This is a genomic window from Nocardia implantans, from assembly GCF_035544775.1.
In the GTDB taxonomy this organism is placed as follows: Bacteria; Actinomycetota; Actinomycetes; order Mycobacteriales; family Mycobacteriaceae; genus Nocardia; species Nocardia implantans.
Window position 1 is genome coordinate 46953 of record NZ_JAYKYQ010000018.1, and the last position, 26777, is coordinate 73729.

The 26777-nt window shown below is 69.6% G+C and carries 32 protein-coding genes; 5 read left to right on the forward strand and 27 right to left on the reverse strand.

Going from position 1 to position 26777, the window contains the following annotated elements; all coding sequences use genetic code 11:
• Positions 1 to 37: 37 nt before the first annotated feature.
• The 9 genes from U3653_RS30730 to hemL all read right to left on the reverse strand — a co-directional run bounded on the left by U3653_RS30730 (position 38) and on the right by hemL (position 8414).
• Positions 38 to 643 carry a Uma2 family endonuclease gene (locus tag U3653_RS30730; protein ID WP_323124670.1) on the reverse strand — a complete coding sequence of 202 codons (606 nt, stop codon included), beginning with the start codon at positions 641 to 643 and terminating at the stop codon, positions 38 to 40.
• A gap of 393 nt (positions 644 to 1036) precedes the next feature.
• Positions 1037 to 1411 carry a hypothetical protein gene (locus U3653_RS30735; RefSeq protein ID WP_323124669.1) on the reverse strand — a complete coding sequence of 125 codons (375 nt, stop codon included), beginning with the start codon at positions 1409 to 1411 and terminating at the stop codon, positions 1037 to 1039.
• 317 nt (positions 1412 to 1728) lie between these two features.
• On the reverse strand, positions 1729 to 2694 hold the full coding sequence (ccsB, locus tag U3653_RS30740; protein ID WP_195083121.1) for a c-type cytochrome biogenesis protein CcsB: 966 nt from the start codon (positions 2692 to 2694) through the stop codon (positions 1729 to 1731).
• 2 nt (positions 2695 to 2696) lie between these two features.
• Complete coding sequence (resB, locus tag U3653_RS30745) at positions 2697 to 4343, reverse strand: cytochrome c biogenesis protein ResB (protein ID WP_195083122.1); 1647 nt, start codon at positions 4341 to 4343, stop codon at positions 2697 to 2699.
• Positions 4340 to 5167, reverse strand: a complete 828-nt coding sequence (locus U3653_RS30750; protein ID WP_195083123.1) for a cytochrome c biogenesis CcdA family protein — start codon at positions 5165 to 5167, stop codon at positions 4340 to 4342. The genes resB and U3653_RS30750 overlap by 4 nt, the downstream gene beginning before the upstream one ends.
• A 40-nt stretch (positions 5168 to 5207) precedes the next feature.
• Positions 5208 to 5459, reverse strand: coding sequence for a hypothetical protein (locus U3653_RS30755; RefSeq protein ID WP_195083124.1), 252 nt, complete (start codon positions 5457 to 5459; stop codon positions 5208 to 5210).
• Positions 5456 to 6097, reverse strand: coding sequence for a TlpA disulfide reductase family protein (locus tag U3653_RS30760; RefSeq protein ID WP_195083125.1), 642 nt, complete (start codon positions 6095 to 6097; stop codon positions 5456 to 5458). The genes U3653_RS30755 and U3653_RS30760 overlap by 4 nt, the downstream gene beginning before the upstream one ends.
• On the reverse strand, positions 6094 to 6741 hold the full coding sequence (locus U3653_RS30765) for a histidine phosphatase family protein (RefSeq protein WP_195045987.1): 648 nt from the start codon (positions 6739 to 6741) through the stop codon (positions 6094 to 6096). Before U3653_RS30765 ends, U3653_RS30760 begins: the two co-directional genes overlap by 4 nt.
• Positions 6742 to 7094: 353 nt before the next feature.
• The gene (gene hemL, locus U3653_RS30770) at positions 7095 to 8414 is read right to left on the reverse strand and encodes a glutamate-1-semialdehyde 2,1-aminomutase (RefSeq protein ID WP_435406603.1); all 1320 of its coding nucleotides are present in this window, start codon (positions 8412 to 8414) and stop codon (positions 7095 to 7097) included.
• Positions 8415 to 8606: 192 nt separating this feature from the next.
• On the opposite strand from hemL, the gene U3653_RS30775 reads away from it, so the two are divergent.
• Positions 8607 to 8993: a hypothetical protein gene (locus tag U3653_RS30775; protein WP_195083127.1), complete on the forward strand. Its 387-nt coding sequence runs from the start codon at positions 8607 to 8609 to the stop codon at positions 8991 to 8993.
• A gap of 10 nt (positions 8994 to 9003) precedes the next feature.
• On the opposite strand, the gene U3653_RS30780 is transcribed toward U3653_RS30775, so the two are convergent.
• The 6 genes from U3653_RS30780 to hemB all read right to left on the reverse strand — a co-directional run bounded on the left by U3653_RS30780 (position 9004) and on the right by hemB (position 12244).
• Positions 9004 to 9225: a hypothetical protein gene (locus U3653_RS30780; protein WP_195083128.1), complete on the reverse strand. Its 222-nt coding sequence runs from the start codon at positions 9223 to 9225 to the stop codon at positions 9004 to 9006.
• Between the two features lie 169 nt (positions 9226 to 9394).
• Positions 9395 to 9625: a hypothetical protein gene (locus U3653_RS30785; protein WP_323124668.1), complete on the reverse strand. Its 231-nt coding sequence runs from the start codon at positions 9623 to 9625 to the stop codon at positions 9395 to 9397.
• Between the two features lie 57 nt (positions 9626 to 9682).
• The gene (locus tag U3653_RS30790) at positions 9683 to 9943 is read right to left on the reverse strand and encodes a hypothetical protein (RefSeq protein ID WP_195083129.1); all 261 of its coding nucleotides are present in this window, start codon (positions 9941 to 9943) and stop codon (positions 9683 to 9685) included.
• Positions 9940 to 10422: a transport-regulating membrane protein Mce1N gene (gene mce1N, locus U3653_RS30795; protein ID WP_195083130.1), complete on the reverse strand. Its 483-nt coding sequence runs from the start codon at positions 10420 to 10422 to the stop codon at positions 9940 to 9942. Before mce1N ends, U3653_RS30790 begins: the two co-directional genes overlap by 4 nt.
• Positions 10423 to 10745: 323 nt before the next feature.
• A complete protein-coding gene (locus U3653_RS30800) occupies positions 10746 to 11261 on the reverse strand; it encodes a hypothetical protein (protein ID WP_195083131.1) in 516 nt (171 codons plus the stop codon).
• Positions 11262 to 11266: 5 nt separating this feature from the next.
• Positions 11267 to 12244, reverse strand: a complete 978-nt coding sequence (gene hemB / locus U3653_RS30805) for a porphobilinogen synthase (RefSeq protein WP_195083132.1) — start codon at positions 12242 to 12244, stop codon at positions 11267 to 11269.
• A 206-nt stretch (positions 12245 to 12450) separates the two neighbouring features.
• Between hemB and U3653_RS30810 the strand changes: the two genes are divergently transcribed.
• The 3 genes from U3653_RS30810 to U3653_RS30820 all read left to right on the forward strand — a co-directional run bounded on the left by U3653_RS30810 (position 12451) and on the right by U3653_RS30820 (position 14477).
• Entirely contained in the window at positions 12451 to 13236 is a 786-nt protein-coding gene (locus U3653_RS30810) for a hypothetical protein (protein WP_195083133.1), read from the forward strand.
• A gap of 36 nt (positions 13237 to 13272) precedes the next feature.
• Positions 13273 to 14082, forward strand: coding sequence for a tetratricopeptide repeat protein (locus U3653_RS30815; RefSeq protein WP_195083134.1), 810 nt, complete (start codon positions 13273 to 13275; stop codon positions 14080 to 14082).
• A 122-nt stretch (positions 14083 to 14204) separates the two neighbouring features.
• The gene (locus tag U3653_RS30820; RefSeq protein WP_195083135.1) at positions 14205 to 14477 is read left to right on the forward strand and encodes a hypothetical protein; all 273 of its coding nucleotides are present in this window, start codon (positions 14205 to 14207) and stop codon (positions 14475 to 14477) included.
• Positions 14478 to 14506: 29 nt separating this feature from the next.
• Here the strand turns inward: U3653_RS30820 and U3653_RS30825 are convergent, their stop codons facing one another.
• The 6 genes from U3653_RS30825 to U3653_RS30850 all read right to left on the reverse strand — a co-directional run bounded on the left by U3653_RS30825 (position 14507) and on the right by U3653_RS30850 (position 20639).
• Complete coding sequence (locus tag U3653_RS30825) at positions 14507 to 14818, reverse strand: hypothetical protein (RefSeq protein WP_195083136.1); 312 nt, start codon at positions 14816 to 14818, stop codon at positions 14507 to 14509.
• Between the two features lie 359 nt (positions 14819 to 15177).
• The gene (locus tag U3653_RS30830) at positions 15178 to 16740 is read right to left on the reverse strand and encodes a bifunctional uroporphyrinogen-III C-methyltransferase/uroporphyrinogen-III synthase (RefSeq protein ID WP_067810871.1); all 1563 of its coding nucleotides are present in this window, start codon (positions 16738 to 16740) and stop codon (positions 15178 to 15180) included.
• Between the two features lie 61 nt (positions 16741 to 16801).
• On the reverse strand, positions 16802 to 17857 hold the full coding sequence (hemC, locus tag U3653_RS30835; RefSeq protein WP_323124667.1) for a hydroxymethylbilane synthase: 1056 nt from the start codon (positions 17855 to 17857) through the stop codon (positions 16802 to 16804).
• Positions 17854 to 19296: a glutamyl-tRNA reductase gene (locus U3653_RS30840; RefSeq protein WP_195083137.1), complete on the reverse strand. Its 1443-nt coding sequence runs from the start codon at positions 19294 to 19296 to the stop codon at positions 17854 to 17856. The genes hemC and U3653_RS30840 overlap by 4 nt, the downstream gene beginning before the upstream one ends.
• Positions 19293 to 20138, reverse strand: a complete 846-nt coding sequence (locus tag U3653_RS30845; RefSeq protein ID WP_195083138.1) for a redox-sensing transcriptional repressor Rex — start codon at positions 20136 to 20138, stop codon at positions 19293 to 19295. The genes U3653_RS30840 and U3653_RS30845 overlap by 4 nt, the downstream gene beginning before the upstream one ends.
• Positions 20139 to 20378: 240 nt before the next feature.
• Positions 20379 to 20639, reverse strand: coding sequence for a glutaredoxin family protein (locus tag U3653_RS30850; protein ID WP_195083139.1), 261 nt, complete (start codon positions 20637 to 20639; stop codon positions 20379 to 20381).
• 222 nt (positions 20640 to 20861) lie between these two features.
• On the opposite strand from U3653_RS30850, the gene U3653_RS30855 reads away from it, so the two are divergent.
• On the forward strand, positions 20862 to 21809 hold the full coding sequence (locus tag U3653_RS30855; protein ID WP_323124666.1) for an HAD family hydrolase: 948 nt from the start codon (positions 20862 to 20864) through the stop codon (positions 21807 to 21809).
• 83 nt (positions 21810 to 21892) lie between these two features.
• On the opposite strand, the gene U3653_RS30860 is transcribed toward U3653_RS30855, so the two are convergent.
• From U3653_RS30860 to U3653_RS30885, 6 genes are all read right to left on the reverse strand, one after another.
• Positions 21893 to 22900, reverse strand: a complete 1008-nt coding sequence (locus tag U3653_RS30860; protein WP_195083141.1) for a lysophospholipid acyltransferase family protein — start codon at positions 22898 to 22900, stop codon at positions 21893 to 21895.
• The gene (locus tag U3653_RS30865) at positions 22897 to 23970 is read right to left on the reverse strand and encodes an NAD-dependent epimerase/dehydratase family protein (protein ID WP_323124665.1); all 1074 of its coding nucleotides are present in this window, start codon (positions 23968 to 23970) and stop codon (positions 22897 to 22899) included. Before U3653_RS30865 ends, U3653_RS30860 begins: the two co-directional genes overlap by 4 nt.
• Before the next feature lie 209 nt (positions 23971 to 24179).
• Positions 24180 to 24281: a 30S ribosomal protein bS22 gene (locus U3653_RS30870; protein WP_003402602.1), complete on the reverse strand. Its 102-nt coding sequence runs from the start codon at positions 24279 to 24281 to the stop codon at positions 24180 to 24182.
• A gap of 227 nt (positions 24282 to 24508) precedes the next feature.
• Entirely contained in the window at positions 24509 to 24811 is a 303-nt protein-coding gene (locus U3653_RS30875; protein ID WP_379044736.1) for a helix-turn-helix domain-containing protein, read from the reverse strand.
• Between the two features lie 146 nt (positions 24812 to 24957).
• Positions 24958 to 25776: a pyrroline-5-carboxylate reductase gene (gene proC / locus U3653_RS30880; RefSeq protein WP_195083142.1), complete on the reverse strand. Its 819-nt coding sequence runs from the start codon at positions 25774 to 25776 to the stop codon at positions 24958 to 24960.
• Between the two features lie 32 nt (positions 25777 to 25808).
• Positions 25809 to 26696 carry a thioesterase family protein gene (locus U3653_RS30885; protein WP_195083143.1) on the reverse strand — a complete coding sequence of 296 codons (888 nt, stop codon included), beginning with the start codon at positions 26694 to 26696 and terminating at the stop codon, positions 25809 to 25811.
• Between the last annotated feature and the right edge of the window lie 81 nt (positions 26697 to 26777).

Genomic DNA, 26777 nt, shown 5'->3' on the forward strand with positions numbered 1-26777 from the left:
AGCGGATTCGGTACGGCGCGGTGCAGGGGGATCTTGGTCAGTATTCGAGTTCGGTCCACGGGATGGCGATCGGGAACGGACGGCTGAATTCGAGACTGGCCGAGTTCTCGTGGGTCCACTCTGCCGCGACGATGTAGTTGGCGGAGTGGAGTGGCTGTGCACCGTCCGGGAGTCGCGCATGGCCGATGTCGAGGCCGTATGCACGGACGACGGCGATCGCGCTGACCTCACGGGCCAGCGTCACCTCCCAGTACCACGGGATGCCAGCGCTGGCGTAGCGACATTTCTTGGCTTCGATGTCCGTTTGCGTATTCAAAGGGGACACAACTTCCCCGACCAGGAGGACATCGCTTCCCCGCACATCCTGATCCGGCGATTCGAGACAGCGGTAGACGAGGAAGTCCGGCGTCAGGAAGTCGGATTTCCCGGTAGGCCCCAGGAACAAGCTGGTTTCGAAGCTGACCCGCCAGCAGTGCTCCGGCTCGTCAGACATCGACTTTTGCACACAGCGTTCGAGCGAGTCCGTCAGACGACGTGTGGACACCTGGCGTTCGCCGGGTTCGCGCCCTACCCACACCACTCGGCCGTCCCACAGCTCGATCTGCTCCGCGATCTCTTGGGGAGTCGCACCAATTCTTCCCACGCCATCGACTCGGGAAGGTCCAGCCGTTCGGCGGGTGAAAGCAACATGCCGAAATGGTGTGGCAGACACTGACTCAGGACGCACGGAGCTAGGGCACGAGCAGCAGCTGACCCGCCTTGGACCGGACGATGGAGAAGTGCTTGCGGTCCAATGTGGCGAGGGCGGTGACGGGGGAATCGTTCGCCAACGGCGACGACACCAGTCCTCGGGTGAACTGATCAGATTGATGCCGACATCAACCGCCCCTCAGCCGCGAGTTTCGCGAGTTGAGGCCAGTTGCCGCCGCTGGCACACTGCCCGCATCCCGCCGAACATCGGATGTTGCCGAGGGGGTGTCGCACGCAACTCCGGGCTACAGCTGTAGGCCCTAGGTGTGCGAGGGGCGGTTCGTGGCTACCGTACGGACGGTCGGAATCGAGTGAAGCCGGTGAGCGCTCGCCGTACCGTCACCTCGCCGACGGGTCCAGCACGCAGTCCGTCGAGCACCTCGTCGGACATCTCGCCGTAGGTCTCGAACGACTGAATAGTGCAGTGCTCCATCACATCCTGGATGTAGGGATCGGACAACTTCCAGTGTGCGAGCACTGCCTCCGAGTCGTGATAGAGCTGGAAACTGTGTGCAAGCCCGCGGTCTTCGTCGAGAAAGACCTGCACCATCAGCTGCGGGCCATGCTCTGCGACGAACGCCACCGCCCGCTGTACGGCCGCCTTGAACTGTTCGAGATGACCGTCGGTTATCCGCATGGTGTTGTGGAACAAAATGCTCATTCCTCGATAATCAAACCTTGATAAAGGTTGAGGTCAAGCCGAACCGGCACGGCATTTCACCTCATACAGCTGCTACCGAGGTGTTGCTGCGGGATTGGCTTGACGGCCAGATAGCTCCCCACTGAGGGGCCGCCGGTGGGGAGTTCCAACTGGCCGACGGCGTTGCGCTACTACGCCCGCCTACGGCCCGATGCCGACGAGACGACGCGGGCGACGGTTGGCGGCATACTCGAGGCTCGGCTCGCCACTACTGCGTACCGGAGACTCGAACAGGATTGGCAACTAGCCCGCCGAACGAACGCGCTGGTCAATGCCTATTAGTTCAACCCAGCATACGAATGCAACCCGCTGATCACCATGTTGATGATGAACAGGTTGAACAGCATCGCGACGAAGGCGGCGATGTTGATCCAGGCGGCCTTGGTGTCGCGCCAGCCGGAGGTGGCGCGGGCGTGGAGGTAGGCGGCGTAGAGGACCCAGGCGATGAAGGAGCAGGTTTCCTTCGGGTCCCAGCCCCAGAAGCGGCCCCAGGCGGCTTCGGCCCAGATGGCGCCGAGGATGACGCCCGCGCCGAAGAGGGGGAAGCCGATGATGGTGGCCTTGTAGGCGAGCCGGTCCAGGGTGCGGGCGTCGGGGAGGCGGCGGGCGATGGCGCCGAGGACGTTGGCCGACTCCTGGCCGTCCGGCTGACGCAGGCGGTAGAGGAACAGCATGCTCGCCACGCCCGCGAACAGGAACACGCCGCTGCCCACGCTGACGATGGTGACGTGCACCGGCAGCCAGAACGACTTCAACGCGGGCACAACGGGCGCGGCGTCGGCGTAGAGCACCGTGCCGGCGAGGAACAGCAGGATCAGCACGGGGACCAGCAGGAACGCCCACATGGCGCGGTAGCGCTGCTCGCGCAGGAGCCCGATCCCGACCAGCACGGCGGCGGCCGTCGCCATGGTGACGAACTCGTACATGTTGCCCAGCGGGAAGCGGTGGGTCGCGAAGCCGCGCAGCACGATCGAGCCCACGTGCAGCGCGATGGCCACCATGAGCACCGAGAACGCCATGTTGCCCAGCCGCTCTGACAGGGGCCGCCGCGCGGGTTCGGCGACCCGGCCCGGTCCCTGCGGCGTCGATCCGCCGCCCACCGTCACGAGTTCGCGCTCGGCGACCTGACGGCTGCGCGCCGTCGCGTACTGCCAGATCAGCAGCACCAGCACCAGCGCGTACACCACGATCGCCGTCTTGAAGGCGAAGTCGCTGTACCTGGCGATGGTCTCGTCGATCGGCATCGTCACTCTCCCGTGGTCTCGGCGTGCTCATCGAGCAGGCGCGCGCGCAGCCGGTCGAACTCGCCGCCCCAGCCCGCCTGGTCGGTCCTGGCGAGCCCGCCCATCTCTACTACAGTGCGTCGTTGGTCAACGGTACCGGCTGCGTCGTCGGCCGGGTAGACCCGCACCCAGATCCGCCTGCGCTTGATCAGCAGCGAGGCCAGCAGACCCGCCATCATCAGCAGCGCGCTCACCAGCACCCACTGCTGAGCGGGGTCGTGGGAGACCTGCAGATTCACGAACTCCTGGGCACCGTCGAAGGTCACCTTCGTGCCGTTCGGCAGCGTGGTGGACTCGCCGGGGCGCAGATTGACCCTGGCCTCCTTGGTCAGCCTGCCCTGTTTGACCTGCTCGGGGTCGAGGGCGAACAGCGACTGCGGCTTACCGGTGTCCAAGCCGGTGTCGCCGCGATAGATGTCGACCGCCACCGCAGGATCGTTCATCGCGGGGAACGCCGAGCTGAGCAGCGATCCGTGGAACATCGCGGTGGGGGCGAACAGCCCTTCGATCGCGATCTGGTTCTTGCGGCGCTCCTCGTCGCTGGCGTACATCCCGCCGGGCGGGTCGATCCGCAGCACGCCGCTGGACAGGAACGTCGAGGCGTCGTCGGGCCGCCACTGGATGGACTCGGTGCGGGTCTGACCGTTGGGGAAGGTGACCGTGAAGGTCGGCGCGTAGCCGTGTCCTTGCAGGTAGAGCCGGTCACCGGCGACGCGGAGGGGATGGTTGACCTGCACCCGGGTGTCGCGCCAGGTGTTCGTCCGCAGGTCGTCGCCCGCCTGGTAGGAGAGGTTCGCGGTGAACATCTCCGCTTGCCCGTTGGTCAGGTAATCGGCCTGGAAGTCCTTCACCCGCACGCACACCGGCGTCATGCCGGTGCCGTCGTTGACGTTGCCCGCCTTGAACGAATCGAACACCGCGGGCGAGGTGGTGCAGAAGCCGGGGCCGTTGTTCGCCAGCACGATGACGCTGCCCTCGTAGCCGAACAGCTTGCCCGCCGCGATGGCGATCAGCAGCCCGACCAGCGCGAGATGGAAGACGAGGTTGCCGAGTTCGCGGGTGTAGCCCTTCTCCGCCGACAGCGCCAGTTCACCCTCACGCGGACCGGGGCGTACCTCGGTGCGCCAGCCGCGCAGCTGGGCGCGGGCGTGGTCGATCTGCTCCTGCGGGGACCGCTCGACCGCACCCGTGTAGTGGTGCGGCAGCCTGGTCAGGTTGCGCGGCGCCCGCACCGGCGGCGTGCGCAGCGCGCGGTAGTGGTCGATCGTGCGCGGCAGGATGCAACCGACCAGGGAGATGAACAGCAGCACGTAGACGGCCGTGAACCAGAAACTGGAGAACACGTCGAACAGCTCGAAGCGGTCCATCCACGGGCCGAGCCTCGGCCGGTCGGCGATGTACTGCTCGACCTTCTGCTCGTTGAGGTTGCGCTGCGGCAGCAGCGCGCCGGGGATCGCGGCCAAGGCCAGCAGGAACAGCAGCACCAGCGCGGTGCGCATGCTGGTGAGCCCGCGCCAGGTGTTGCGCGCGAACGCCCACGCCCGTCCGATCAGGGATTGGCGCGGCGGACGCTCGGGGCTTTCGATCGTGGGATGGTCGGTCACGGTCATATCGGCAGGGTCACCTCGGAGACGAACGCGTCGCGCACCCAGGCGACGAACTGGTCCCACGCCCCGGTGACCAGCGCGGCGCCGACCGCGACGAGCAACATGCCCCCGATGATCTGGATGGTGCGGGAATTGCGGCGCAGCCAGCCGACCCCCCGCAGCGCGCTCGCCGACCCGAACGCCAGCACCACGAACGGCAGGCCGAGGCCGAGACAGTACGCGACGATCAGCGCGACCCCGCGCACCGCCGTCGTCCCGTCGGTACCCGCGGCTACCGCCATGACGCCCGACAGCGTCGGACCGAGACACGGCGTCCAGCCCAGCGCGAAGACCCCGCCCAGCAGCGGCGCGCCCATGAGGCTGGTGAGCCTGCGCGGCTCCATCCGGGTGTCGCGCTGCAACGCGGGCACCAGGCCGATGAAGACCAAGCCCATCAGGATCGTCACCACACCGCCGATGCGCTGCAGCAGTTCCCGGTTCACGTTGAGGGTCTGGATGACGCCGAACACGGTCGCGGTGGCGAGGACGAAGACCACGGTGAAACCGGCGACGAACAAACCGGCCGCACCCGCGACTCGCATCCGTCCCGAGGGCAGCGGCCGCTCGGCGGTCGCGACGCGGGTGCCGGCGGCCTCCGCCACCGTGGCGGGCGGCGCCTCCGCGCCGACCAGTCCGGCCAGGTAGGACAGGTACCCCGGCACGAGGGGCACCACACACGGCGAGGCGAACGACACCAGACCCGCGAGCAGGCACGCGCCGAGCGCCAGCAGCAGCGGCCCGGAGGCCGCCGTCTGCTGGAACGAATCACCGACTCCGGCGAGCACCATCACAGGTCCTCCCCGGTACGCGGCGCGGTGCGCGCGAGCGTCACACCGAGTCCTCCACAGCGTCCTCGGACGATCGTCCGGCGCCACGGCGCGGCGCCACGGTCCGCTCGGTGGCCGCGGGTTCCTCGCCGTCGAACACCGCGAAATCCAGCAAAGACTCTGCCGCGACGCTGCGCGGCACGGTGGCGATGCCCGCCCACCTGTCGTCGACGGCCCATCCGCCGCCGATGCGTCGGGCGCCCTGTCGTGGCCGGCAGGCACGCAGGTGGCGGGTACGACGGTCGCGATTCACTGTTCTTCCTCCGCGGCGATACTTTCGACTACTGGCTGGAGATCCTCGGCGAGCAGGGACCGCAGGAATACCGCGGCGACCCGGTGTTGCCGGTCGAGGACGAGCGTGGTCGGGATGACACTGGTTGGGAAATTCCCGCCGAGCGCCAGGAGCGTGCGCATCGACGGGTCGTAGATGGACGGGTAGCCGACCTTGTTGTCGACCACGAAATCTTGGGCCTTGTCCTGTTGCGGGTCGCGGACGTTGATGCCGAGGAAGGCGACGCCTTTGTCCTTGGTCGCTTCGTAGACCTTTTCCAGGGCGGGCGCTTCGGCGCGGCACGGACCGCACCACTGGCCCCACAGGTTGAGTACCACGACCTTGCCCGCGTAGTCCTCGACCGAGGCGGTCTTGCCCGCCGTCATCAGGTCGGGACCGGAGAGCTTGCCGATGGTGCCGCGCGCGGCGGGCGGGTCGTAGCGGATGTCGGTCTTGCCGCCGGGCGAGACGAATTCGAAGGTGCCGCCCGAGGCCACCGCGTCCGAACCGGTCGAACACCCCGCGAGCGCGGCGATCAGCGCCACGCACGCGAGCAGAACCGGCAGCACCCGCCCGGCGCGCGCCGAGGGCGGGTGGGAGAACGCGGTGCGGTGCGTCATGCGCCGTGTACCGAGGGGTCGGAGCCGCCCGCTGGCTCGGAGTAGACGATGTCGACCAGGGTGTCGCCGTGGTAGACCAGCGAGGTCAGCGACGCGAGCGAGCACTGCCGCTGACGCGGATCGTGCCAGAGGCGCTGCCCCTGCAGGAACCGCCGCAGCGTCCACACCGGTAGCTGATGGGAGACCAGCACCGCTTCCCGTCCGGCCGCTTCGACCCTGGCCTTGTTCACGGCCGCCAGCATGCGGTGCGCGATCTGCAGATACGGCTCGCCCCAGGACGGGGTGAAGGGGTCGCGCAGCTTCCACCAGTGCCGCGGCTTGCGCAGCGCGCCGTCGCCCACCGAGACGCGCAGGCCCTCGAAGGTGTTGCCCGCCTCGATGAGGTTCTCGTCGGTGCGCACGATGACGTCGTGCTGCGCGGCGATCGGCTCGGCGGTCTCCTGCGCTCGCTGCAGCGGCGAGGCGATGACCAGGGCGATGTCGTGATCGGCCAGGGTGCGCGCGACCGCGGCGGCCTGCGCGCGCCCCGTCACCGAGAGGCTGAAGCCGGGCAGGCGGCCGTAGAGGATGCCGTTCGGGTTGTGCACCTCACCGTGGCGCAGCACGTGCACGATCGTTTCGATCGCGGTGCCGCCGTCGTGCACCCGATCGGCGCGAGTTCGCGCGTCGGCGGGCTCGGCCTCGGTTCCGGCGCTCTCGGTCTGGTCCGAAGCCTGCGTGTCGCCTTTGCGCGCCGCGGCGACCTGCGCGTCCGACGACGCGGCGGCCGCGGCGAAATGAGCGCCCGCGTCGACCAGGCTCGAACCCTCGGAAGCGAGGTCAGCGGCCTGTGTCCCGGCGCTCGCGGCGGCGAACTGCTCACCGGCGTCGATCACGGTCGCGTCGGCGACCGGATCGAGCGCGACGGCGGTCGCGCCGTGCGTCACGGTCGCCTCCGGCTCGGCGGACGGCTTGGCCGGCTCCCGCCGGTCGGCATCGGGCTGGTCGAGGTCGGAGGTCACGCGCGGGATCCTTCGGGGGTGGCGGCCGCCGCCGCGTGCGCGGCGGCGGGCAGGGCGGCAGCGATACGGTCGAACGCGTCCTCGTCGAGCGCCGCGGAGACGAACCATGCTTCGAACGCGCTCGGCGGCGCGTACACGCCACCGTCGAGCAGGGCGTGGAAGAACGCTGGGTAGCGCCAGGTCTCGCTCGCCTTGGCGGCGGCGTAGTCGGTGACCGGGCGTTCGGCGAAGAACACGCTCACCATATTGCCCGCGAACTGGACCTGGTGCCCGACCCCTGCGTCGGTGAGCGCCGAGGTGAACAGCTCGCCGAGACGCTGCGCGTTGCGGTCGAGCGCGGCATACACCGCGTCGTCTGCCGCGCGCAGCGTGGCGAGGCCCGCGGCCACCGCGACCGGGTTACCGGACAGCGTTCCCGCCTGATAGACCGGACCGAGCGGCGCGAGGTGGTTCATGATCTCCGCGCGACCGCCGAACGCGGCCGCGGGCAGGCCGCCGCTCATCACCTTGCCGAAGGTGTAGAGATCGCCCGCGACGCCTTCCCGGCCGAACCAACCGGCGGCGCTGACCCGGAAACCGGTCATCACCTCGTCCATGACGAGCAGCGCCCCGTGCTCGGCGGTGAGCGCGCGCAGGCCCGCGTTGAAGCCGGGCAGCGGCGCGACCGCGCCCATGTTGCCCGCCGCCGCCTCGGTGATCACGCAGGCGATCTGCCCGGGATTCGCGGCGAACGCCGCGGCGACGGCGTCGAGGTCGTTGTAGGGCAGCACGATGGTGTCGGCGGCCTGCGCGCCCGTCACGCCAGGCGAGGTGGGCAGCCCGAGCGTGGCGACGCCGGAGCCCGCGTCGGCGAGCAGCGCGTCGACGTGGCCGTGATAACAACCGGCGAACTTGATGATCTTGGTGCGCCCGGTGTAGCCGCGGGCCAGCCGGACCGCGCTCATCGTGGCCTCGGTGCCGGAGTTCACCAGCCGTACGCGCTCCACCGGCGCGACCCGCCGCACGATCTCCTCCGCGAGTTCGATCTCGGCCTCGGTCGGCGCGCCGAAGGACAGGCCGCCGCCTGCCGCGGCGCGCACCGCCTCGACGACCGCCGGATGCGCGTGGCCGAGGATCATCGGACCCCAGGAGCAGACCAGGTCCACGTACTCGTTGCCGTCGGCGTCCACGAGTGTGCAGCCGTCGGCCGATGTGATGAATCGCGGTGTGCCGCCGACGGACCGGAATGCCCGCACCGGAGAGTTGACGCCACCCGGGATCACCGAACTCGCCCGGTCGAAGAGCTGTGCGGAAACCGGCACAGCTGCACTGGTCACGCGCGGAGAAGAACTCACGAGTTCCAGTCTCTCAGCACCGGAAAATCGGCTTGACGACAGGGTGTAGTGCAGTGATGCAGGCCGCAGCCGCCCGGCAACACGCCGAGGTGGGGTTCGCGCGTAATTCGATCGCTGAGAGGTTGCCGGTGCGTAGTCTCAGCTCACATTCGTCCATCGTTCGGGAGGGTCTGCATGCGGATTGCCATCGTCAGCGTGGGTGTGCTCACCGTCGTCGCCGGGGCCGCCATGGCACTCGGCGCCGGGTCCGCAGCCGCGCAGCCGCTCGATCAACTCGACGAGGCGCGGCTGGCCATCCCGTTGGACCACGCGGCGACCACGGCGCTGGCCGGGGGGCCGATTCCCGCCGTGGTCACCATGTTCGTCCCACCCAACCGGATCGGCGCGGGGCTGAAGAACGATTCCGCCATCTACCGCGACGATCGCGGCGCGGTGCACGCCACGCTGCGCCAAGTGGTGCTGGAGGCGGCGGGCCATCCGGACGGGACGGTCACCGTGTATCTGAACGCCCCCGGCACCCGCGGTGGCCGTGTGCTGGACATCTACCAGCACTGGAACTGAACGCGCGCGGTCAGGCGTACATGCAGGGCACCTGCGCCGACATGGTGTGCAGCATGCACATGAACCCGTTGTAGGGGCCCGCGGAACCGGAATCCGGCACGAAGATCGGCGCGTCGACCGGGTTCGCGTCCTCCAGTGGCAGTCCCTGAGTCGCGCCGGCGGGCGCGGCTGCGAAACCGAGGGCGGCGGCCACGGCAAACGCGGCACAGATCTTCACGGCGAACCGGTTCATCAAACACTTTCCTTCATCGACGCGCGTTCCAACTACGGCCGAAATACTAACGGCCACAGAGCCATTCCAACCAAAGCGCGCGGTCGGCCCGCGTCGGGCGCCGAACGGAGCGCGGTAGCACGGTAACCCGTCGTCGCGCCGTCCGCGAGGGTTCGCAGGCAATGTGTGGCTACGTGATGCCGAGGCAGAACGCGGCGAAGCCGGTCGTCACCAGGCACGCCAACGGCGTCGGTAGGGCGTGCAGCAGCGGCGCGGGTGGGGTGGCCAGGAAAACCGGTGTCACCGGAACAGGCTCTTGCGGAACGGTTTCGGCGGACGCGGTGGCTGGTACGGCAGCGGCCGCGCCGATCACACCGGCCGCCACCGCACCCAAAAGTGTTCGCTGGACAGTTGGTTTCATGTGATCAGCGTTCCCTCGGCGCGCGGCATCAAACGGCCGCAAGCGGGTTGGCGCTGATCAGCGCGCGGTTCCCGCGGCAAGCGGGCGGCGCGCGAGCCGGGCGACGACGTCGATGGCGAGCACGCCGGCCACCGCGACGAGCACCGTGGCCAACAGCCACCACGGCGCGACGTAGCGGACCGCGGTGAAGCCAGGGGCGTCGCCGGAGGGCGGGAAGTCGGTGGTCCGCACGCCCGCACGCGCGCTGAACACCGCCCCGACCAGCGCGAGCACGAACAGATCCACTTCCACGAGCACCGCCACCAGCCAGCGCCTCATCGGTCCACTCCGTTCGGATCACGCTGGACGACCTCGGTCAGCGCCGTGCGCAGCGCTTTGTGATCACGGGCCCAGGCCTGCACCAGGCTGCCGTCGGCCAGCCGCAGACCGATGCCGGTGCGGCGGCGCGGCACGCCGGTCAGCTCGCCGAGCGCCCTGGCCGACTCCCACTCCTCGTCGTCCCAGGAGTCCTCGTCCCGTTCCGGGAGCACCTCCGCGATCGAGTCCAGCGGCAGCGACTCGGTGCCGGAGCGCAGCGTCTCCGTGGTGAGTTCCACGCTGACGTGCCGTTTGCCCGCGACCACTTGCAGCGCGACGAAACCGGCGATCAGCGCGGCGCAGAACAGCAGGGCGAACCAGTGCACCTCGCCACCGGTGACGAGTTCGAGAGAGAGAATGGCCAGGCACAGGATCGGCCCGTAGGCCACGGCGCGCCAGTGGGCGCCCGGCTCGGTGAACAAGATGGCCTCGGCGCTCACGCCGGTGCCCCCACGGCAGCGCGCGCCGGCACGACGAAGAGCGGAATCAGCGACTCAGGCCGGGCAGCAACAGCACGGCGACGGTCAGCACGGCGAACAGAATCAGCAGGCTCAAGACGGCCAGATCCCGACGAATGCTGTGCGGCTGCTGGATCACCACTCGCATCGATGCCTCCGATCCTCCGGAGCCATTTGCCGAGTTCGCGCGCGTAATGAACGACAACGCATGGCAAACGACTACCGGTTCCCACGTCCACTGTGACAACCCTCACCATACATGCCGGACTGTCTCGGACAAATTGGGAACGTGTTGCATCGGAGCCTCAGCGCCTGCCCGGCTGGAAGTAGGCGGTGGCGTCGGGCCGGTGAGACAGGTAGATGGCGCCCGCCGCGAGCACGGCCTGCACGATGGAAGCGCCGCCCGCGACGAGCGAGGCGGTCCCGGTCACGGCGTCGATGGCCAGCAGGGCGCCGACGCCGATCACCACGGACCACGCGCCCAGCACCGTCAGCACGGTGCGCGCCCACGGTTTGCCGCGCCCGAACTGGTGCACGATCACCAGAGCGAGCGCGGACAGACCGAGCCCGATCAGCACGACGACCACGTAGACCAGCGACACCATCAGTTCGGCGCTGGCCATCGTGACCTGCGGATCCTGCACCCTGGCCTGCTCGAAGACCTCTTCGGCGAACGAGCGCCGCTGATCCAGCGCGGCGACGATCGAGGCCGTCAACTGCACCACGCCGAACCCGACGACACCCCACCACAGCTGCCGCGCCGTACCGACGTCCTCCGGCATCGGGGGCCGGGCCGGGCCGGCGACGAACGGTCCCGCCATATTCGTCACGACAGCCAGTTCGCGACCTCGGTCGCCCAGTAGGTGAGCACGAAATCCGCGCCGGCCCGGCGAATGCTCAGCAGCGACTCGAGGATGGCGCCGCGGCGGTCGATCCAGCCGCGTTCGGCGGCGGCGGTGATCATCGCGTACTCGCCGGAGATCTGGTAGGCGGCGACCGGGACAGTCGAGTGATCGGCGACCTCGCGCAGGATGTCCAGATACGCCATGGCCGGCTTGACCATGACGATGTCGGCCCCCTCGGCCAGGTCCAGTTCCAGTTCACGCAGCGCCTCGCGGCGATTGGCCGGGTCCTGCTGGTAGGTGCGCCGGTCGCCTTCCAGCGAGGAAGCGACGGCCTCACGGAACGGACCGTAGAACGCGGAAGCGTACTTGGCGGAGTAGGCCAGGATGCCGGTGTCGACGCGCCCGGCCGCGTCCAGCCCGCGCCGGATCGCGCCGACCTGGCCGTCCATCATGCCGCTGGTGCCGAGCAGGTCGGCGCCCGCTTCGGCCTGGGCGAGCGCCATCTCGACGTAGCGGTCCAGCGTCGCGTCGTTGTCCACCGCGCCGTCGGCCGCGAGCACGCCGCAGTGCCCGTGGTCGGTGAACTCGTCCAGACAGGTGTCGGCCATGACGACGGTCGAGCCGCCCACCTCGTCGGCGAGGGCGCGCAGGCCGCGGTTGAGGATGCCGCGCGGATCGCTGGCCGCGCTGCCGACCGCGTCCTTGTCCTCGGGGCGTGGCACGCCGAAGAGCATGATGCCGCCGACACCCGCCGTGACCGCCTCGACAGCCGTCTTGCGCAGCGAGTCGAGCGAGTGCTGCATCACGCCGGGCATGGAGCCGATCGGATGCGGTTCCGTCAGGCCGTCGGCCACGAACATCGGCAGGACCAATTGCCGTGGTTCCAGTGTTGTTTCGGCCACGAGACGACGCAGAGCGGGGGTGCGGCGCAACCGCCGTGGGCGGTCCATTCCGGTCATGAATCGCACGATACGCCCGGTGCGATCGGCTGTCGCCGGCGCCCGTGGCCTGCTCCCCGGCAGCGATTCAGACCTTCTGGGACAGCTACCGCCCGTTATCCGCGGAACACTCATGTCATCCGTGTGATAACAGTGTGCGAAATCACACATTCTCCCAGGTGCGAAGGCGCATACTCCGACTAGGCGAGACCCGCTGGGGGACAAGCATGACCGATCCGCACATCGACATCTCGCTGGCCAGAGCCGCCGACTTCGAATCGTGGGCGGCGGTGTTGCTGGCGGACTGGTGGCCCGTGCTGACCGACGGTCTGCCTGCGCCCGCGTCCGTGCTGCGGATCTGGCGGGCCACCGACGCCACCGGGCAGAACTTCGGCGTCGAGTTCGTCGCGCGGCAATCGGCCCCGCCCGAGGTCATGCCGGGCGCGCACGTCGCCTTCCGGATGCTCGGCATCCGTCCCGACGAGCCGGAATGGATACGCAGCCGGGGGACGCACTTGGTCGGCGGCACGGAGGACGCCACCGTCGGGTTGCGCTACTCCGACACCGCCCGCAGCGTCTTCCTGCGCCTGCAGAGCAGACCGTGCCAGGTGACGGAGGCGGCGGGCCGACGGCTGTGCGCCGGGGCGGAGACCAGCCTGCGGTTTCCGGACACCGCCTCCGGACCGCTGGACGTGCGCGTGGCCCGCAACAGCGCGCGGCATCTGCTCGCCGAGCACAGCGCACGGCATGCCACCCCGGCCGATCCCCTCCAACTCGGCCCGCCGCACCGGGTCGCCGACATCGGCTGGGCCTTCATCTTCCCGTGGTCGACCACATCCTGGTACCTCGACGGCTCCGTGCCCACGCTCCCGCCGGGCAGCCGCGGGCCGATCGTGGTCGTCAAGGACACCGGGCACACCTGGCTGCTGGACAGCCTGCGCAACTACGACGCGCAGCTGACCGCGTACGCGCACGCGAACGGGTACCACGTCCCGATGGAACAAGCGCGATGATGGACGGCGTGGGGTACCGCGAGACGGGCTGCTGAGATGACCGAGCCGCCGAGCGAGCTCGAACTGCTCGCCATGCAACGGCGCGCCGAAGCGCTGTGGGACGCGGGCGACGCGGCGGGCGCCGAACACTGGCTGCGCCGGGCCGCCGCGGGTGGCAGCGCGCCCGCGATGGGCATGCTCGGCGCGCTGCTGGGAGCCGACGGGCGGATCGGCGAGGGGATCCACTGGCTGGAGACCGCCGCCGCGCGAGGCAACCAGGCGGCGGGCGTGCAGCTGGGTCTGCTGCACACCGAGCGCGGGAATATCGATGAGGCCGAGCGCTGGCTGCGGCCCGCCGCCGAGCGCGGGTTGCCCGAAGCGCTGTGCAACATGGGCGTCATCGCCAACCGGCGCGGACGTGACGAAGAGGCCGAGCAGTGGTACGAGCGAGCCGCTCGCGCCGGAAATCCCACGGCCATGCGCAGTCTCGGCCTGCGCCTGGCGCGCCGCGGCGAATTCGACCGCGCGATAGACCTGCTCACCGAGGCCGCGCGACGGGGAAGAACCGATGCGATGGCGGTGCTGGGCGCCCTGTATCTGGACCGCGGCGAACCCGCCGAGGGCGAGCGGTGGTTGCGCAGGGGCGCCGAAGCGGGCGATCCGGACTCGATGTTCCACCTCGCGTTGTTGCTGCGCGCCGCCAACACTCCTTACCTCGCAGGTGATTTCGCCGACCCTGAAGTACTGCGTACCGCCGCCGCCATCGCAACCGGCCGCACGCCGGCGCAGTTGGAGGCGCGGCAGTGGCTCGAACGCGCGGCCGCGCTCGGTCATCCGCAGTCGCTGCGGCTGCTGCACGATCTGTGACCGCCGCCCGTCCGGCCCTCGAAAACCCTTCTGGCCAGCGGAATTTGTCGGTACCCCCGGGTAGAATCGAAGGTACGTTCGAGGGGGCTCGCCCGCCCCCGATCGCCACGGGAGGGATGCCAATGCGCACACCGCAAACCGTTCTCATCGATCGCCCCTACTCCCCTTTACAGAAGCGCCCGCTGCCACCGGGCCGCCCCCGGGCGTGGTACGTCATGCACAACCGGCGGCTCAAGGCGATGCGCCTGGCGATCGCCCTGCTCGACTCGGGCGTCTACGCGCCGAGTTACGCGACGAACAAGCGGATCCGGCACACCGCCGAGGTGATCGGCATCCGCCCGCCGTCGGACGCCACCTGCGCCATGGTCCGCACCTTGATGCGCAGGCGGTACTGACCTTCGAGTGGCGCAGCCCGCGCTGATCCCTACAGCTGGACCCGGTACAGCCGACCCCGAGTCGGCTGTACCGGGTCCAGCTCATACCCGTCCGGATCTCCGTAGTAGGCGATCTCCCGGACCGCCGCCGGGTCCCGGACATCGAAGGCGCGGATGCCCGAGGACGTCCAACTGCGCGCCAGGGCCGTGGGATCGGCCGCCCGGTTCGCGGCGCAGTAGTGGGTGTCGTAGGCGAACAGCGGACCGCCCGCTGCGGAAGCCATCGCGGTGTCCTGATGCTCTGGCAGGTTGATCTCGAGCTCGATGGTCTCGAAGATCCGCGGCCGGGTCGGCTCGGACAAGCGAGCCCACTTCTCGACGCGGCACCCGGCCACATCCGACATTGCTCCGGCCTCGAATGAGGGCTGCCCCCAACAGAGAAGCCCCACTCGCCCCCGAATACGCCAGCTCAACCACGTCTTTCGAGCGAAGCGAGACTCAGCATCCGCCGTTCGCGACCCGGCTCACGTGTGCGCCATCAGATGGCCGCGGCACCCCGCGCCGAATCGCGCTCGCTCCCGACAGTCGGCGGCCCTGACCGCGCACCGGGTCGCGACCTCGAACCACTCACGCACCCAGCGCACCCCGACCACAGGTTTCGAGCGAAGCGAGACCGAGCATGCGCGTTCGCGGCGACGAAGTCGCGGCAAATCCAACACAGCTACCTGCTGCGGCGGCTCTTCTTGCGCGGCGGCGGCAGAAGTCCTTCGGCGCGCAGCCGGGCCGCGTGCTCGGCCAGCGCTTCGACCAGGGGACCGACCTGGGCCACATCGGGCTGCACGTCCACGCGCAGGCCGAATTCGATGGCGGTCTCGGCGGTCTTGGGGCCGATGCAGGCCACGATGGTGCGTGCGTGCGGCTTGCCCGCGATGCCGACCAGGTTGCGCACCGTGGAGGACGAGGTGAACAGGACCGCGTCGAAACCGCCGGTCTTGATCATCTCGCGGGTCTCCGCGGGCGGCGGCGACGCGCGCACCGTGCGGTAGGCGGTGACGTCATCGATCTCCCAGCCGCGGTCGCGCAGACCCTCGGCCAGCGTCTCGGTGGCGATGTCGGCGCGCGGCAGCAGCACCCGGTTCACCGGGTCGAACACGTCGTCGTAGGGCGGGAAGTCGGCCAGCAGGCCCTCGGAGGACTGCTCGCCGCTGGGCACCAGCTCGGGGTTGATGCCGAACGAGCGCACCTTGTCCGCGGTCGCCTCCCCCACGCAGGCGATCTTCACACCGGAGAACGCCCGCGCGTCCAGACCGAACTCGGCGAACTTCTCCCACACCGCGCGCACCGCGTTGGTGGAGGTGAACACCACCCACTGGTAGCGCCCGTCGACCAAACCCTTGACCGCGCGCTCCATCTGGGCGGGGCTGCGCGGCGGCTCGACCGCGATGGTCGGCACTTCCATCGGGATGGCGCCGTGCGTGACGAGCCGTTCGCTCATCTCCGCTGCCTGGTCCTTGGTGCGCGGCACCAGCACGGTCCAGCCGTACAGCGCGCGCGACTCCCACCAGGACATCTTCGAGCGTTGCGCGACCACCTTGCCGATGGTCACCACCAGCGGGCCGACCAGTTCGGAGGCCGCGCTGTTCAGGGTGGCCAAGGTGGCCTCGATGGTGCGCTGTTGGCGGGTGGTGCCCCGCACCGTCACCGCGACCGGGGTCTGCGGAGCCATGCCGTGCTCGACGAGGGCGCTCGCGGTCTCCGCGAGATGACCGGAGGTCGCGTGCAGCACCAGCGGACCGGGCGCGGCCGCGAGCGCGGCCCAGTCCACCTCGCCGCGCACGTCCGCCTCGGTGTGCCCGGAACCCAGCGCGATGCCCGCGTAGCTGGGCACCGCGGAGCCGTTGGGCAGGCCGGGCAGTACCTCGAAGACCATGTGCGACCGGGTGACGGCGTTGACCTCGGCGATCACCGAGTCGGTGGTCAGCGGGTCGCCCGCGACCACGCGGACCACGTCGTGCCCGGCGCGCGCTTCGGCGATGAGCGTCTTGGCCACCTCGGCGGGTTCGCCCAGCGCGGGCCGCACGTCGACCGGACGTTCCCCGTCGGGACCCGCCTCGACCGAGGTGCCGATCAGAGCGAGCACGCCCTTGTCGACGTCGGGGTCGGTGAACGCCAGCGTCGCCCGCCCGATCACCTCACGGGCCCGTACGGTGAGCAGCGCCGGGTCACCCGGACCCGATCCGACGAAAAGGATGCGACCGGGGTGCTTCTTCGTGGCTCGGCTCATGCCTGCACCTCGCTTGCGCTCGGCTCCGGCATACCCGAGGGCACGGTGCCTATGCTTCCGCTCATCGGCTGTTCTCCATTGGGCTGGGGTTGGGCAAGTCTGTGGCGGGCGAACTCACCGCCCGGATGGGGGAACCGTCGTCCGGTTCGGTGGCGAGCAACTCGCGCGCACCCATGTCGAGCAACTCGCGGGCAAGCGCGCGGCCGAGTTCGGCGGCGTCGCCGGGGGCGCCGACCACCGAGGCTCGCAGCACGTCGGATCCGTCGACGGCCGCCGCGCACGCGCGCAGCGACAGCTCGTCCACGATCCGCCCGTCGTCGTCGAGCGATTCCACCACCTCGGCGACCGCGCCGACCGGTGCGGTGCAGCCCGCCTCCAGTTCGGCCAGCAGCGCCCGCTCGGCGATGACCGACGCGCGGGTGGCCGCGTCGTCCAGGCCGGAGAGGATCTCCACCAGCGCGGTGTGGTCGCTGCGGCATTCCACCGCGAGCGCGCCCTGCGCGGGCGCGGAGAGCATCTGCACCGGCTCCAGCGACTCGGTGACCGCGTCCAGCCGGTCGATACGGGCCAGTCCGGCTCTGGCCACCACCACGGCGTCCAGTTCGCCCTCGCTCACCTTGCGCAGCCTGGTGTCCAGGTTGCCGCGCAGCGGGACGATGTCCAGGCCGAGCCCGAGCGCCCGCAACTGGGCGGCGCGGCGCGGCGCGGAGGTGCCGACCTTGGCGCCGGCGGGCAGCTCACCGAGAACCAGCCCGTCGCGCGCGACCAGCGCGTCGCGCGGGTCCTCCCTCGGCGGGATGGCGGCGATGGTGAAGCGCGGGTCCTGCGCGGTCGGCAGGTCCTTGTAGGAGTGCACGGCGATGTCGATCGTGCCCGCGGCCAGCTCGTCGCGTAGCGCGGAGGTGAACACGCCGACGCCGATCTTCTGCACCGGATCCGAGGACAGGTCACCGGCGGTCTTGATCACGACCAGCTCGGCGGGCTGCCCGGCCGCGATCAGCGCGTCGCGCACGGTGCCCGCCTGGGTCAGCGCGAGCAGGCTCCCTCGGGTGCCGATCCGCCACGGTGCGCGAGTGCCGCCCGCGGTGGCGTTGCCTTCTTGGTGGACCATGGTCATGCCGTCTGCCCCTGTCCCTCGCCGCGATGGCCCGCGGTGAAGTCGTCGGCCAGCGCGATCTCCCCGTCGGCCAATGTGATCTCGGCGCGATCGCCCGCGAGCGCGGTGATCTCCATCGGCGCTGCGACCGCCTGGGCCGCGCCCGGCTTCAGTTCGAACAATTCGCGCAGCGCCTCGGCGTAGCTGTCGCCGCCCGGTGTGGACGCCAGCTGCTTGACCCGCACCGTCGGCGCGTGCAGCAACTTGTCGACCACCCGGCGCACCGTGCGCGCGACCTCGTCGCGTTCCGGGTCGGCGAGACCGGGCAGCCGCGAATCCAGCCGCAGCAGTTCCGCCTCGACCACCTCCGCGGCGCGCTGGCGCAGCGCCGCCACGGTCGGGGTCACCTCGGCCATCCGCTGTCCGGCCAGGTACTTCGCGAGTTCGTCGGCGACGATCGACCGGGCGGCGGCGGTGTCGTCGGCGGCGGCTCCCGCCGCCGGATCGCGTTGCAGCGTCTCGATGTCGATGAGCGTGACGCCGGGCAGCCCGGCCACGGCGTGCTCCACATCGCGCGGAAGGCCGAGATCGCAGAACACCAACGGCCGCTCCACCGTGGCGGATTCCTCGCCGCGCTCACGGTCGGTGAGCGCGCGGTGGGTGTCGGCGAGCGTCACGACCGCGCCGACCGCGCCGGTGCAGGTGATCACCACATCGGTCGCCGACATCGCCTCGGTGAGCCGCGACAGCTCCATGGCCTCGGCATCGACGCCGTGCGACCGCGCGGTCTCGGCGAGTCTGCGCGCCCGCGCGATGGTGCGGTTCACCACGATGATCCGGCCGATGCCTGCGCGGGACAGATGCGCGACCGCGAGACCGCCCATCGCGCCTGCTCCGACCACCGCGGCGGTCCGGCCTGCCAGCGGGCCGAGCACTTGCTGCGCGCGATCGAGCGCGACCGACACCACCGACGCGCCCGCGCGGTCGATGCCGGTTTCGGCGTGCACCCGCTTGCCGACCCGCAGCGCGTGCTGCGCCAGCTCGTGCAGGGTCCGTCCCACCGCGCGCTGCGCGTCGGCGGAGGCGTAGGCGCCGCGGATCTGGCTGAGCACCTGCTGCTCGCCGATCACCATCGAGTCCAGCCCGCTGGCCACCGCGAACAGGTGCTCGGCGGCGGCCTCGGAGTAGCGGACGTAGGCGTGCTTGGTCAGATCAGGCATCGGCAGGCCGGAGTGCTTGGTCAGCAGGTCGCCGATCTCGGCGAGACCGCCGTGGAAGGCGTCGACCACCGCGTAGACCTCGACCCGGTTGCAGGTGGAGACGATCATCGCCTCGGACACGTGACTGGAGGAGATCAGGCGGTCGATCAGCTTGGGTCGGTCGGCGTCGGTGACGGCCACCTTCTCCAGCACGGGGACCGGCGCGCTGCGGTGTGAGATGCCGACGAGAAGAACGCTCATGGTGTGACCACCGATCCCTTGCTGCTTGGCTCCGTTGCCGTATGCGAGGTTGTCGTATGCGGGGTTGTCGCGTGCTGGAGTGCCGGGTGCGCAGGCGCCGTGTGCGATGTCGGCAGGCGGTGCGCGATGCGGCCCGATCCGGCGTGCGCGACCTCCGGCAGCGGAGCCTGCTCCGCGTTGCGCATCCGCTCGAACGACAGCATCTGCATCTCGACGGCCAGGTCGACGCGACGGACCTCGACCGTCGCCGGTGCGACCAGCTCGCAGGGCGCGAAGCTCAGGATCGACTGCAATCCGGACGCGACGAGCCGATCGCACACGTCCTGGGCCGCGTCGTCGGGAACGGTGATCACCGCGATGGTCGGTTCCAGCTCGGCGACCGCCGCGGGCAGTTCCGCGACGTCGCGCACCACCAAGCCCGCGACCGGCATGCCGATCACCTCCGGGTCGCTGTCGAGAATGCCGACGACGGTGAATCCGCGCCGCCGGAACCCGCCGTAACCGACCAGGGCCCGGCCCAGGTTCCCCGCGCCGACCAGCACGACGCGATGACCCTGCGACAGGCCGAGCACGTCTTCGATCCGGGCGCGGAGCTTGGCCACGTCGTAGCCGACGCCGCGCACCCCGTTGGGGCCGAGGAAGGACAGATCCTTGCGCAATTTGGCCGAATTGACACCCGCCGCGACAGCCAGTTCCTCACTCGATACGATGGCAACACCGTCGTCGGCCAACATGGCGAGGACCCGAAGATAGGTAGCCAGCCGCGCGACGGTGGCCTGCGGGATGTCCTTCTGCAGAGCCCTGCCGGAGACGCCGCCTGGCGCCTCATGCTGCTCTGTCACGTCGTCGGCTCCTCGTCCCGGGCCTCGGGCTCCGGTTCGTCGCTCGACCCCCTCTGACCGGGGACGGTCCGGTGCCATGGGGTCGAAGTTTCGGATTTCGGGGCGGCTCCGCAGCCTCGGCATGCGGGTCGCGTTGCCACCACCGTAACTGCTTGTGAAGCCCTGCACAAAGTCGGTGAAATTGGCCTCATTTTCCGCCGCGACCAGCACAGCGGCCGAATCGGACGGAAAACGGCGCGCTCAGCGCTTCAGGTCGGCCCGCAATCGGGTCTCGTCGACATCGAAATAGCTGTGCTCGCGGCCGTCGAGCAGCACGACGGGAAGCCGGTCGCCGTACTCGGCGCGCAGGCCAGGGTCGGTAGCGGCGGCTTCGTCGACGTCGAGGGTGCCCGGTTCGATACCGAATTCGGCGCAGATCACGCGCAGCTGTTCCAGTGCCGTCGCACACAGTCCGCAGCCCGCGCGAGTCAGCAATGTCACCGAATGTGTGTGATTGGTCATGACCGGAATTTAATCCGCGGCGCGACGCCGCGAAGGCTCGGTACGCGCCACGCGATTGTGTCGCGCGCCGCCTTCCGCCGTGACTGTCGGCCGATCCGGCTACTGTTGACATGGTTCGCGCGACGGGCGGAGGTACTGGTGCCGGAACGATCGAGGGTGGCGAGGGCCGGATTCATCGCGGGACGATTCGGTGAGTTTCCGGCGCGATGGAATCTGAGCCAGATGGGCCAGGGTCTGCAGGACCAGCTCGCCCGCATCTCGCGCAGCCCCTTCGGCCCCACCGAAGAGGAATTGCGGGCCAATCTGGCCGGTGAGGCCAGCGCCGACGCGGCGCTCACCCTGCACGACGCCGAATTGGCCGCCGGCGAGGCCGAGGCCGCGGGCCCTGAGGCGCCGCGCGATCTCACCGCGGCGGCGTTCTTCGACGTCGACAACACCATGGTGCAAGGTGCCTCGATCGTGCACTTCGCCCGCGGTCTCGCCGCGCGCAAGTACTTCAAGACCTCCGATCTGGTGGACGTCGCCTGGAAGCAGGTGAAATTCCGGGTCACCGGCAAGGAGAACAGCACCGACATGGCCAGCGGCAAGGAGAAGGCACTGGCGTTCATCGCCGGGCGTTCGACCGCCGAACTGGCCGCGCTGGGCGAGGAGATCTACGACGAGATCATCGCCGACAAGATCTGGCCGGGCACCCGCGCGCTCGCGCAGATGCACTTGGACGCGGGCCAGCAGGTGTGGCTGGTGACCGCCACCCCCGTGGAACTGGCGCAAGTGATCGCGAAGCGGCTCGGGCTCACCGGAGCGCTGGGCACCGTGGCCGAGAGCGTGGACGGGAAGTTCACCGGGCGGCTGGTCGGCGACATCCTGCACGGGCTCGGCAAAGCGCACGCGGTGCGCACCCTCGCGATCCGCGAGGGCCTGAACCTCAAGCGCTGCACCGCGTACTCCGACAGCCACAACGACGTGCCGATGCTCTCGCTGGTCGGCACCGCCGTGGCGATCAACCCGGACTCGGATCTGCGCGAAGTCGCCAAGAACCGGGGCTGGGAGATCCGCGACTTCCGCACCGGCCGCAAGGCCGCCAAGATCGGCGTGCCCACCGCGCTCGCCTTGGGCGCGGCGGGCGGCGCCGTCGCAGCAGCGGTCACTCGCCGCCGCGACGTTCACTGAAAGGCGAACGCGCCCAGCTCATCACAGCCACGTCTTTCGAGCCATGAGGGGCCGCGCACACGCCGCGCAGAGGCGCGGCCAATCTAACCGGTGAATACGTTGCGGCGCTTGGTGAGCAGCTTGTAGAGCGTCTGCTGGATGGTCTCGCGCACCTGGTCGGTGACCTCGAACATGGTCATCGGATCGTCGGCGGCCTCCGGCTCGTACAGCGCGGTCGGGATGGGGGCGCCGAACTCGATGTACCACTTCGACGGCAGCGGCACCGCGCCGAGCGGACCCAGGTGCGGGAACAACGGCGTGACCGGGAAGTACGGGAGGCCGAGCAGCCGGGCCAGCGGCTTGATGTCGGCCAGCTTCGGGTAGATCTCCTCGGAGCCGACGATGGAGCACGGGATGATCGGCACGCCGGTGCGCACCGCCGCGGCGACGAAGCCGCCGCGGCCGAAGCGCTGCAACTTGTAGCGATCGGTGTACTGCTTGCCGACGCCCTTGAATCCTTCGGGGAACACCCCGGTCAGCTCGCCGGAGCGCAGCAGCCGTTCGGCGTCCTCCCGGCAGGCCAGCGTATGGCCGGCCCGGCGAGCCAGCACCCCGAGCACGGGGGTCTCGAAGATCAGATCGGCCGCGAGCAACCGCAACGCACGCTGCTTGGGGTGGCGATCGTGCACGGCCAACTGCAACATCAGGCCGTCGAGCGGCACCGTGCCCGCGTGATTGGCAACGATCAGCGCGCCGCCCGCTTCCGGGAGGTTGTCCATCCCGCTGACCTCGACCCGGAACCACAGGTCCGACAGCGGGCGCAGGGCGGGCAGGATGACCGACTCGAGCAGGTGCTCGTCGAAACCGAACTCGTCGATCTGGTAGTCGCCGGTGAGCCTGCGGCGCGCGAAGTCCGCGGTCTTGGCGATCTGCTTGCCGAGGGCGCCGCGCAGCACGCCCGACAGCGACTGGGGCGCGGCGGGCGCCACCGCCGCGCGCCGCTCCGCCAGCGACGTCACCGGACTCGGCGCGGCTTGCCGCCGTGGCACGGGCCGCTGGCGCGCCTCGATCTGGAGATCGTGGAGTTGGATGACTTTCGCTACGTCATTCATTGGTGTGCTCCCGTACCGGCCCCGAGCAGGCCGAGCAGTTTGTGTTCTGCGGCGTCGATCCACGCTGGATCGACCACGGGCCGCAACGCTGCGCCCCCGATGAAGTCGTCGAACGCCTGCACCGTTGTCCAGCGTGGCACGAAACCGAATTCGGTGCGCATGCGTGTGGTGTCCAGGCCACAACCGAAGTGGAAATAGTCGAGCTGTTCGGCGGAGAACTCCCGCATCACCGGGCCCATGAGCAGGCGCCCAGCGGTGCGGAACACCGTGAAGGGAACGGGCACCTCGATCCGGCCCGCCCGCCGGACCGCCTGCGACAGCGACAGCGCGCCGTCGCCCGCGATGTTGTACGTGCCTGCCGCCGCGCCGCGCGCCGCGTGCGTCAAGGCGGCTACCGCGTCCTCCTCGTGCAGCAGCTGCATTCTGGCGTCCCGGCCGAATACGGTGGGGGTCACCGGCGAACGCAGATATTGCACGCCGCGAGCGGCCAGCCGGGGGCCGACGATGGGGGCGAACCGCAGAATTGACGTGGCGATATCGGGACGCCGCCGGGCCAGCCCGCGAACATAACCCTCTATATCGATCAGGTCCCGCGCGAACCCGCCGCGCGGCGGTGTGCGCGCGCTCATTTCCTCGGTGAATTTCGCGGGATCCTTGGCGCTGCACCCGTAAACCGCCGAGGACGAGCGCAGCACCACCCGGCGCACCGATGCCACCTTCTGGCAGACCGCGAACAGCTGCATGGCGCCGAGGACGTTGTGATCCTTCATCACCGCGCGACCGCCGCCCGCAGGCGGGCGCGTCAGAAGCGCGGTGTGCACCACGGTGTCCACCTCGCCACCATCGATCACCTTACGGATCAAGGGGTTTCGAATGTCCGCGCGCACGAATTCGGCGCGGCCCATGCGCCGCTGCAACTCCCGGCTCGGCGTCATCGTGTCGACGGCGAGAATCCGCTCGATCCCGGGCTGCTGAGCGAGGCGGGCGACGACCGTGCCGCCGAAGAAGCGGCTGGCCCCGGTGACCAGCACGACCTTCGGCGCGTGCGCTTCCCGACCCTCAGAACTCACCGGCACCCGCTTTCCCTTGCCAGCCGCCTTTGTGATTATTCCCAGTGCCAAGGGTAGCGGGTACCTACCCTTCCGCCGAGAGTATTAACCAGGATCTAACGATGACTTCAGTCACGTGATACAAACGGTGATTTCAAAATTGCAAGTTTCAAATAAAAGAGCCCGTCACCTATTGGTGACGGGCCCGCGCGGCTACCACGCAGCGATGCTCACTTGCCGAGTTTGCGCCGCTGGACACGCGTGCGGCGAAGCAGCTTGCGGTGCTTCTTCTTCGACATGCGCTTGCGGCGCTTCTTGATCACAGAACCCATAGGGTTGTCCTCGCGTTCTCTCTACTCGGCGCGCACGCTGCCCGTGCGCGATTGCCGGACGCCCGTCTGCCCTGGCCCCGGCCGACGGGCCGGGGTCACGCGGCAAGCCTCACGCCCCGTGTTCGCGCCGCCGGATACCACGGGGCAACCAACAGCGATGCCACCGGCGGGCGAACACGAACCGAGGAGCTATCGTACCGTCACGCCCCAGCGGTCTCGAAACCGCCTCATCCGGCGTCGAAGTAGGACGTTTCCAGATAGTCGTGCACGGCCTTGGCGTGCACCCGGAACGACCGGCCGACGCGCACGGCGGGCAACTCGCCCGAGTGCACCAGCCGGTAGACCGTCATCTTGGACACCCGCATCAGACTCGCCACCTCGGCGACGGTGAGAAACTGGGTGCCGCCGCCGAGCACGGGTTGCCCCTGTGTCGCGGCCTCACGCTGTGTGCGGGAATTCCCCCGACCGCCCGCTGGACCGGAGCCGCCGGACGCTCCGGAATTCGCAGACATCTTGTTCGCAGACATCATTGCACCATTGACCTCCGGCACGTCCGCGCCGCCGGCTTCCCCACCGGCGGAACAGACACGCACGTGCTACTTGAGAGCTTAGCGGGACCAGTGGTGTTACTGCGACGGGAGTGAGAAATCGGGTTTTCCGATTTCGAACCGACCGGTCATTCCGCTGACGCGCCCTGTTCGGCCGACCTTTGCCTCGATGCGAAGAGAGCTTCCCAGAACGCCGAGCGTAGTCCTCCGCGCTCCAGTTCGCGGATCGCGGCCGCGGTGGTGCCCGCGGGTGAGGTCACCGCGGCGCGCAATTCCGCGGCGGTCTGGGTCGAGCTGTCCAGCAGGGCGGCCGAGCCGACCATGGTCTGCACGACCAGCTGGGTGGCCACATCCCTGGTGAGCCCGAGCCCGACGCCCGCGTCCACCATGGCCTCGACGACCAGGAAGAAGTAGGCGGGCCCCGATCCGGACACCGCGGTGACGGCGTCCATCTGACTCTCGGACACGGTGACCACCTTGCCCACCGCGCCGAGCACCTCGGTCACCAGTTCCAGATGCTGCTCGCGCGCGTAGCGCCCCGGCGCGATGACGCTCATCCCCTGCCCCACCAGCATCGGCGTATTCGGCATCACCCGCACCACGGGGAACCCGGCGGGCATCTTGCCCTCCAACCGCGCCGTCGGCACACCGGCCGCCAGCGACACCAGCACCTGATCGCGGTCGCTGCCGATCTCGGCCTTGCCCAGCGGCGCGAGCACGGCGTCGACGTCGCCCGGCTTCACCGCGATCACCAGCAGGTCCGCGCCGACGGCGGCATCGGCCAGGTCGTCGGTGACCCGGATGCCGAAGCGCTCGGCGAGCTGATGGGCCCGTTCCCGATGGGTCTCCACGACGACCAAGTCCTTGGTCAGCCGCCCGGACTCCAGCAACCCGGCGACCAACGCCTCCCCGATGCGCCCGCCACCGATCACCGCAATTCTCGTCATGGGCCTCAAGGCTAGACGGCGCGCGCGCGGGCTCAGCGCTGGGGAACGAGCGCCAGCTGACGACTCTGCGCGACGACCGCGCCGGTGGAGTCGAGCACCAGCTGATCCTCGTCGAACATGCGCTCGCCCACCTCGTGCGTGGTCGCGATGATCCGCAGCCAGCCCGGTGCGGGCCTGCGGCGCAGGTAGGTGGTCATCTGCACGGTGGGCGCCCAGCCGAAGTGGCCGAGGTTCATCGGCACCGGCGGACTCATGTCGGCGCTCATCATGGCGAAGTACATCGCCACATCGGGGTCCTGCTCGTCCCCCGGCCGCGGGCGGATCCACATCCGCAGGCGCGGCTCGCCTTTCGCGCCCGCCAGGAAGCGGGCCCACTCGCGGTCGAGATGGATGTCGGCGCCCCGGCCGACGTGCACGATGTCGCCCATCTGCGAGCCGGGTTCGTAGCCGATGGCATCGGCGGGCGGCTGCGTGGGCATATCGGAGTGTTCCGGCGCGTAGATCGGGTTCGCGTCGTCGAGGCGGCTGAACGTCAGCGCCGTGCGCACCAGGACGCGACCGTCCTGGACGAGGTCGGTGTCGGCGAGGCAGATCTGCCTGCCGATCTTCCGCACACGCACCTCGTATTCGACCTCGCCCGGGTTGGGCGCGCCGAGGAAATCGGAACTCGCGGCGACCGGCGCCATCCCGACCAGAGCCGGATCGGTCGCGCGCAGCCAATTCGTCGCCGCGGCCGCGCTGCCCGCGACCATGGTTCCGCCGTGCACCTTCGGGCCGATGGTCCAGATGTCGTCGATGAAACCCAGGTAGCGGCCGGTGTCCGGGGTCGTCGGCGGCACCGGTTCCAGCGCGCACACCTGGCTGAACGGTGCGTCGGTGGTGGCCGCCGGGCCGAAATCGGCCGTCAGCTCCGTCGTCATCCTCACTCCTGTCCTGCGTCGACCTCACCCGATCGCGTCCTGCGCTGCCGCGCTGTCGGCACCGGGTTCGTACAACGTACA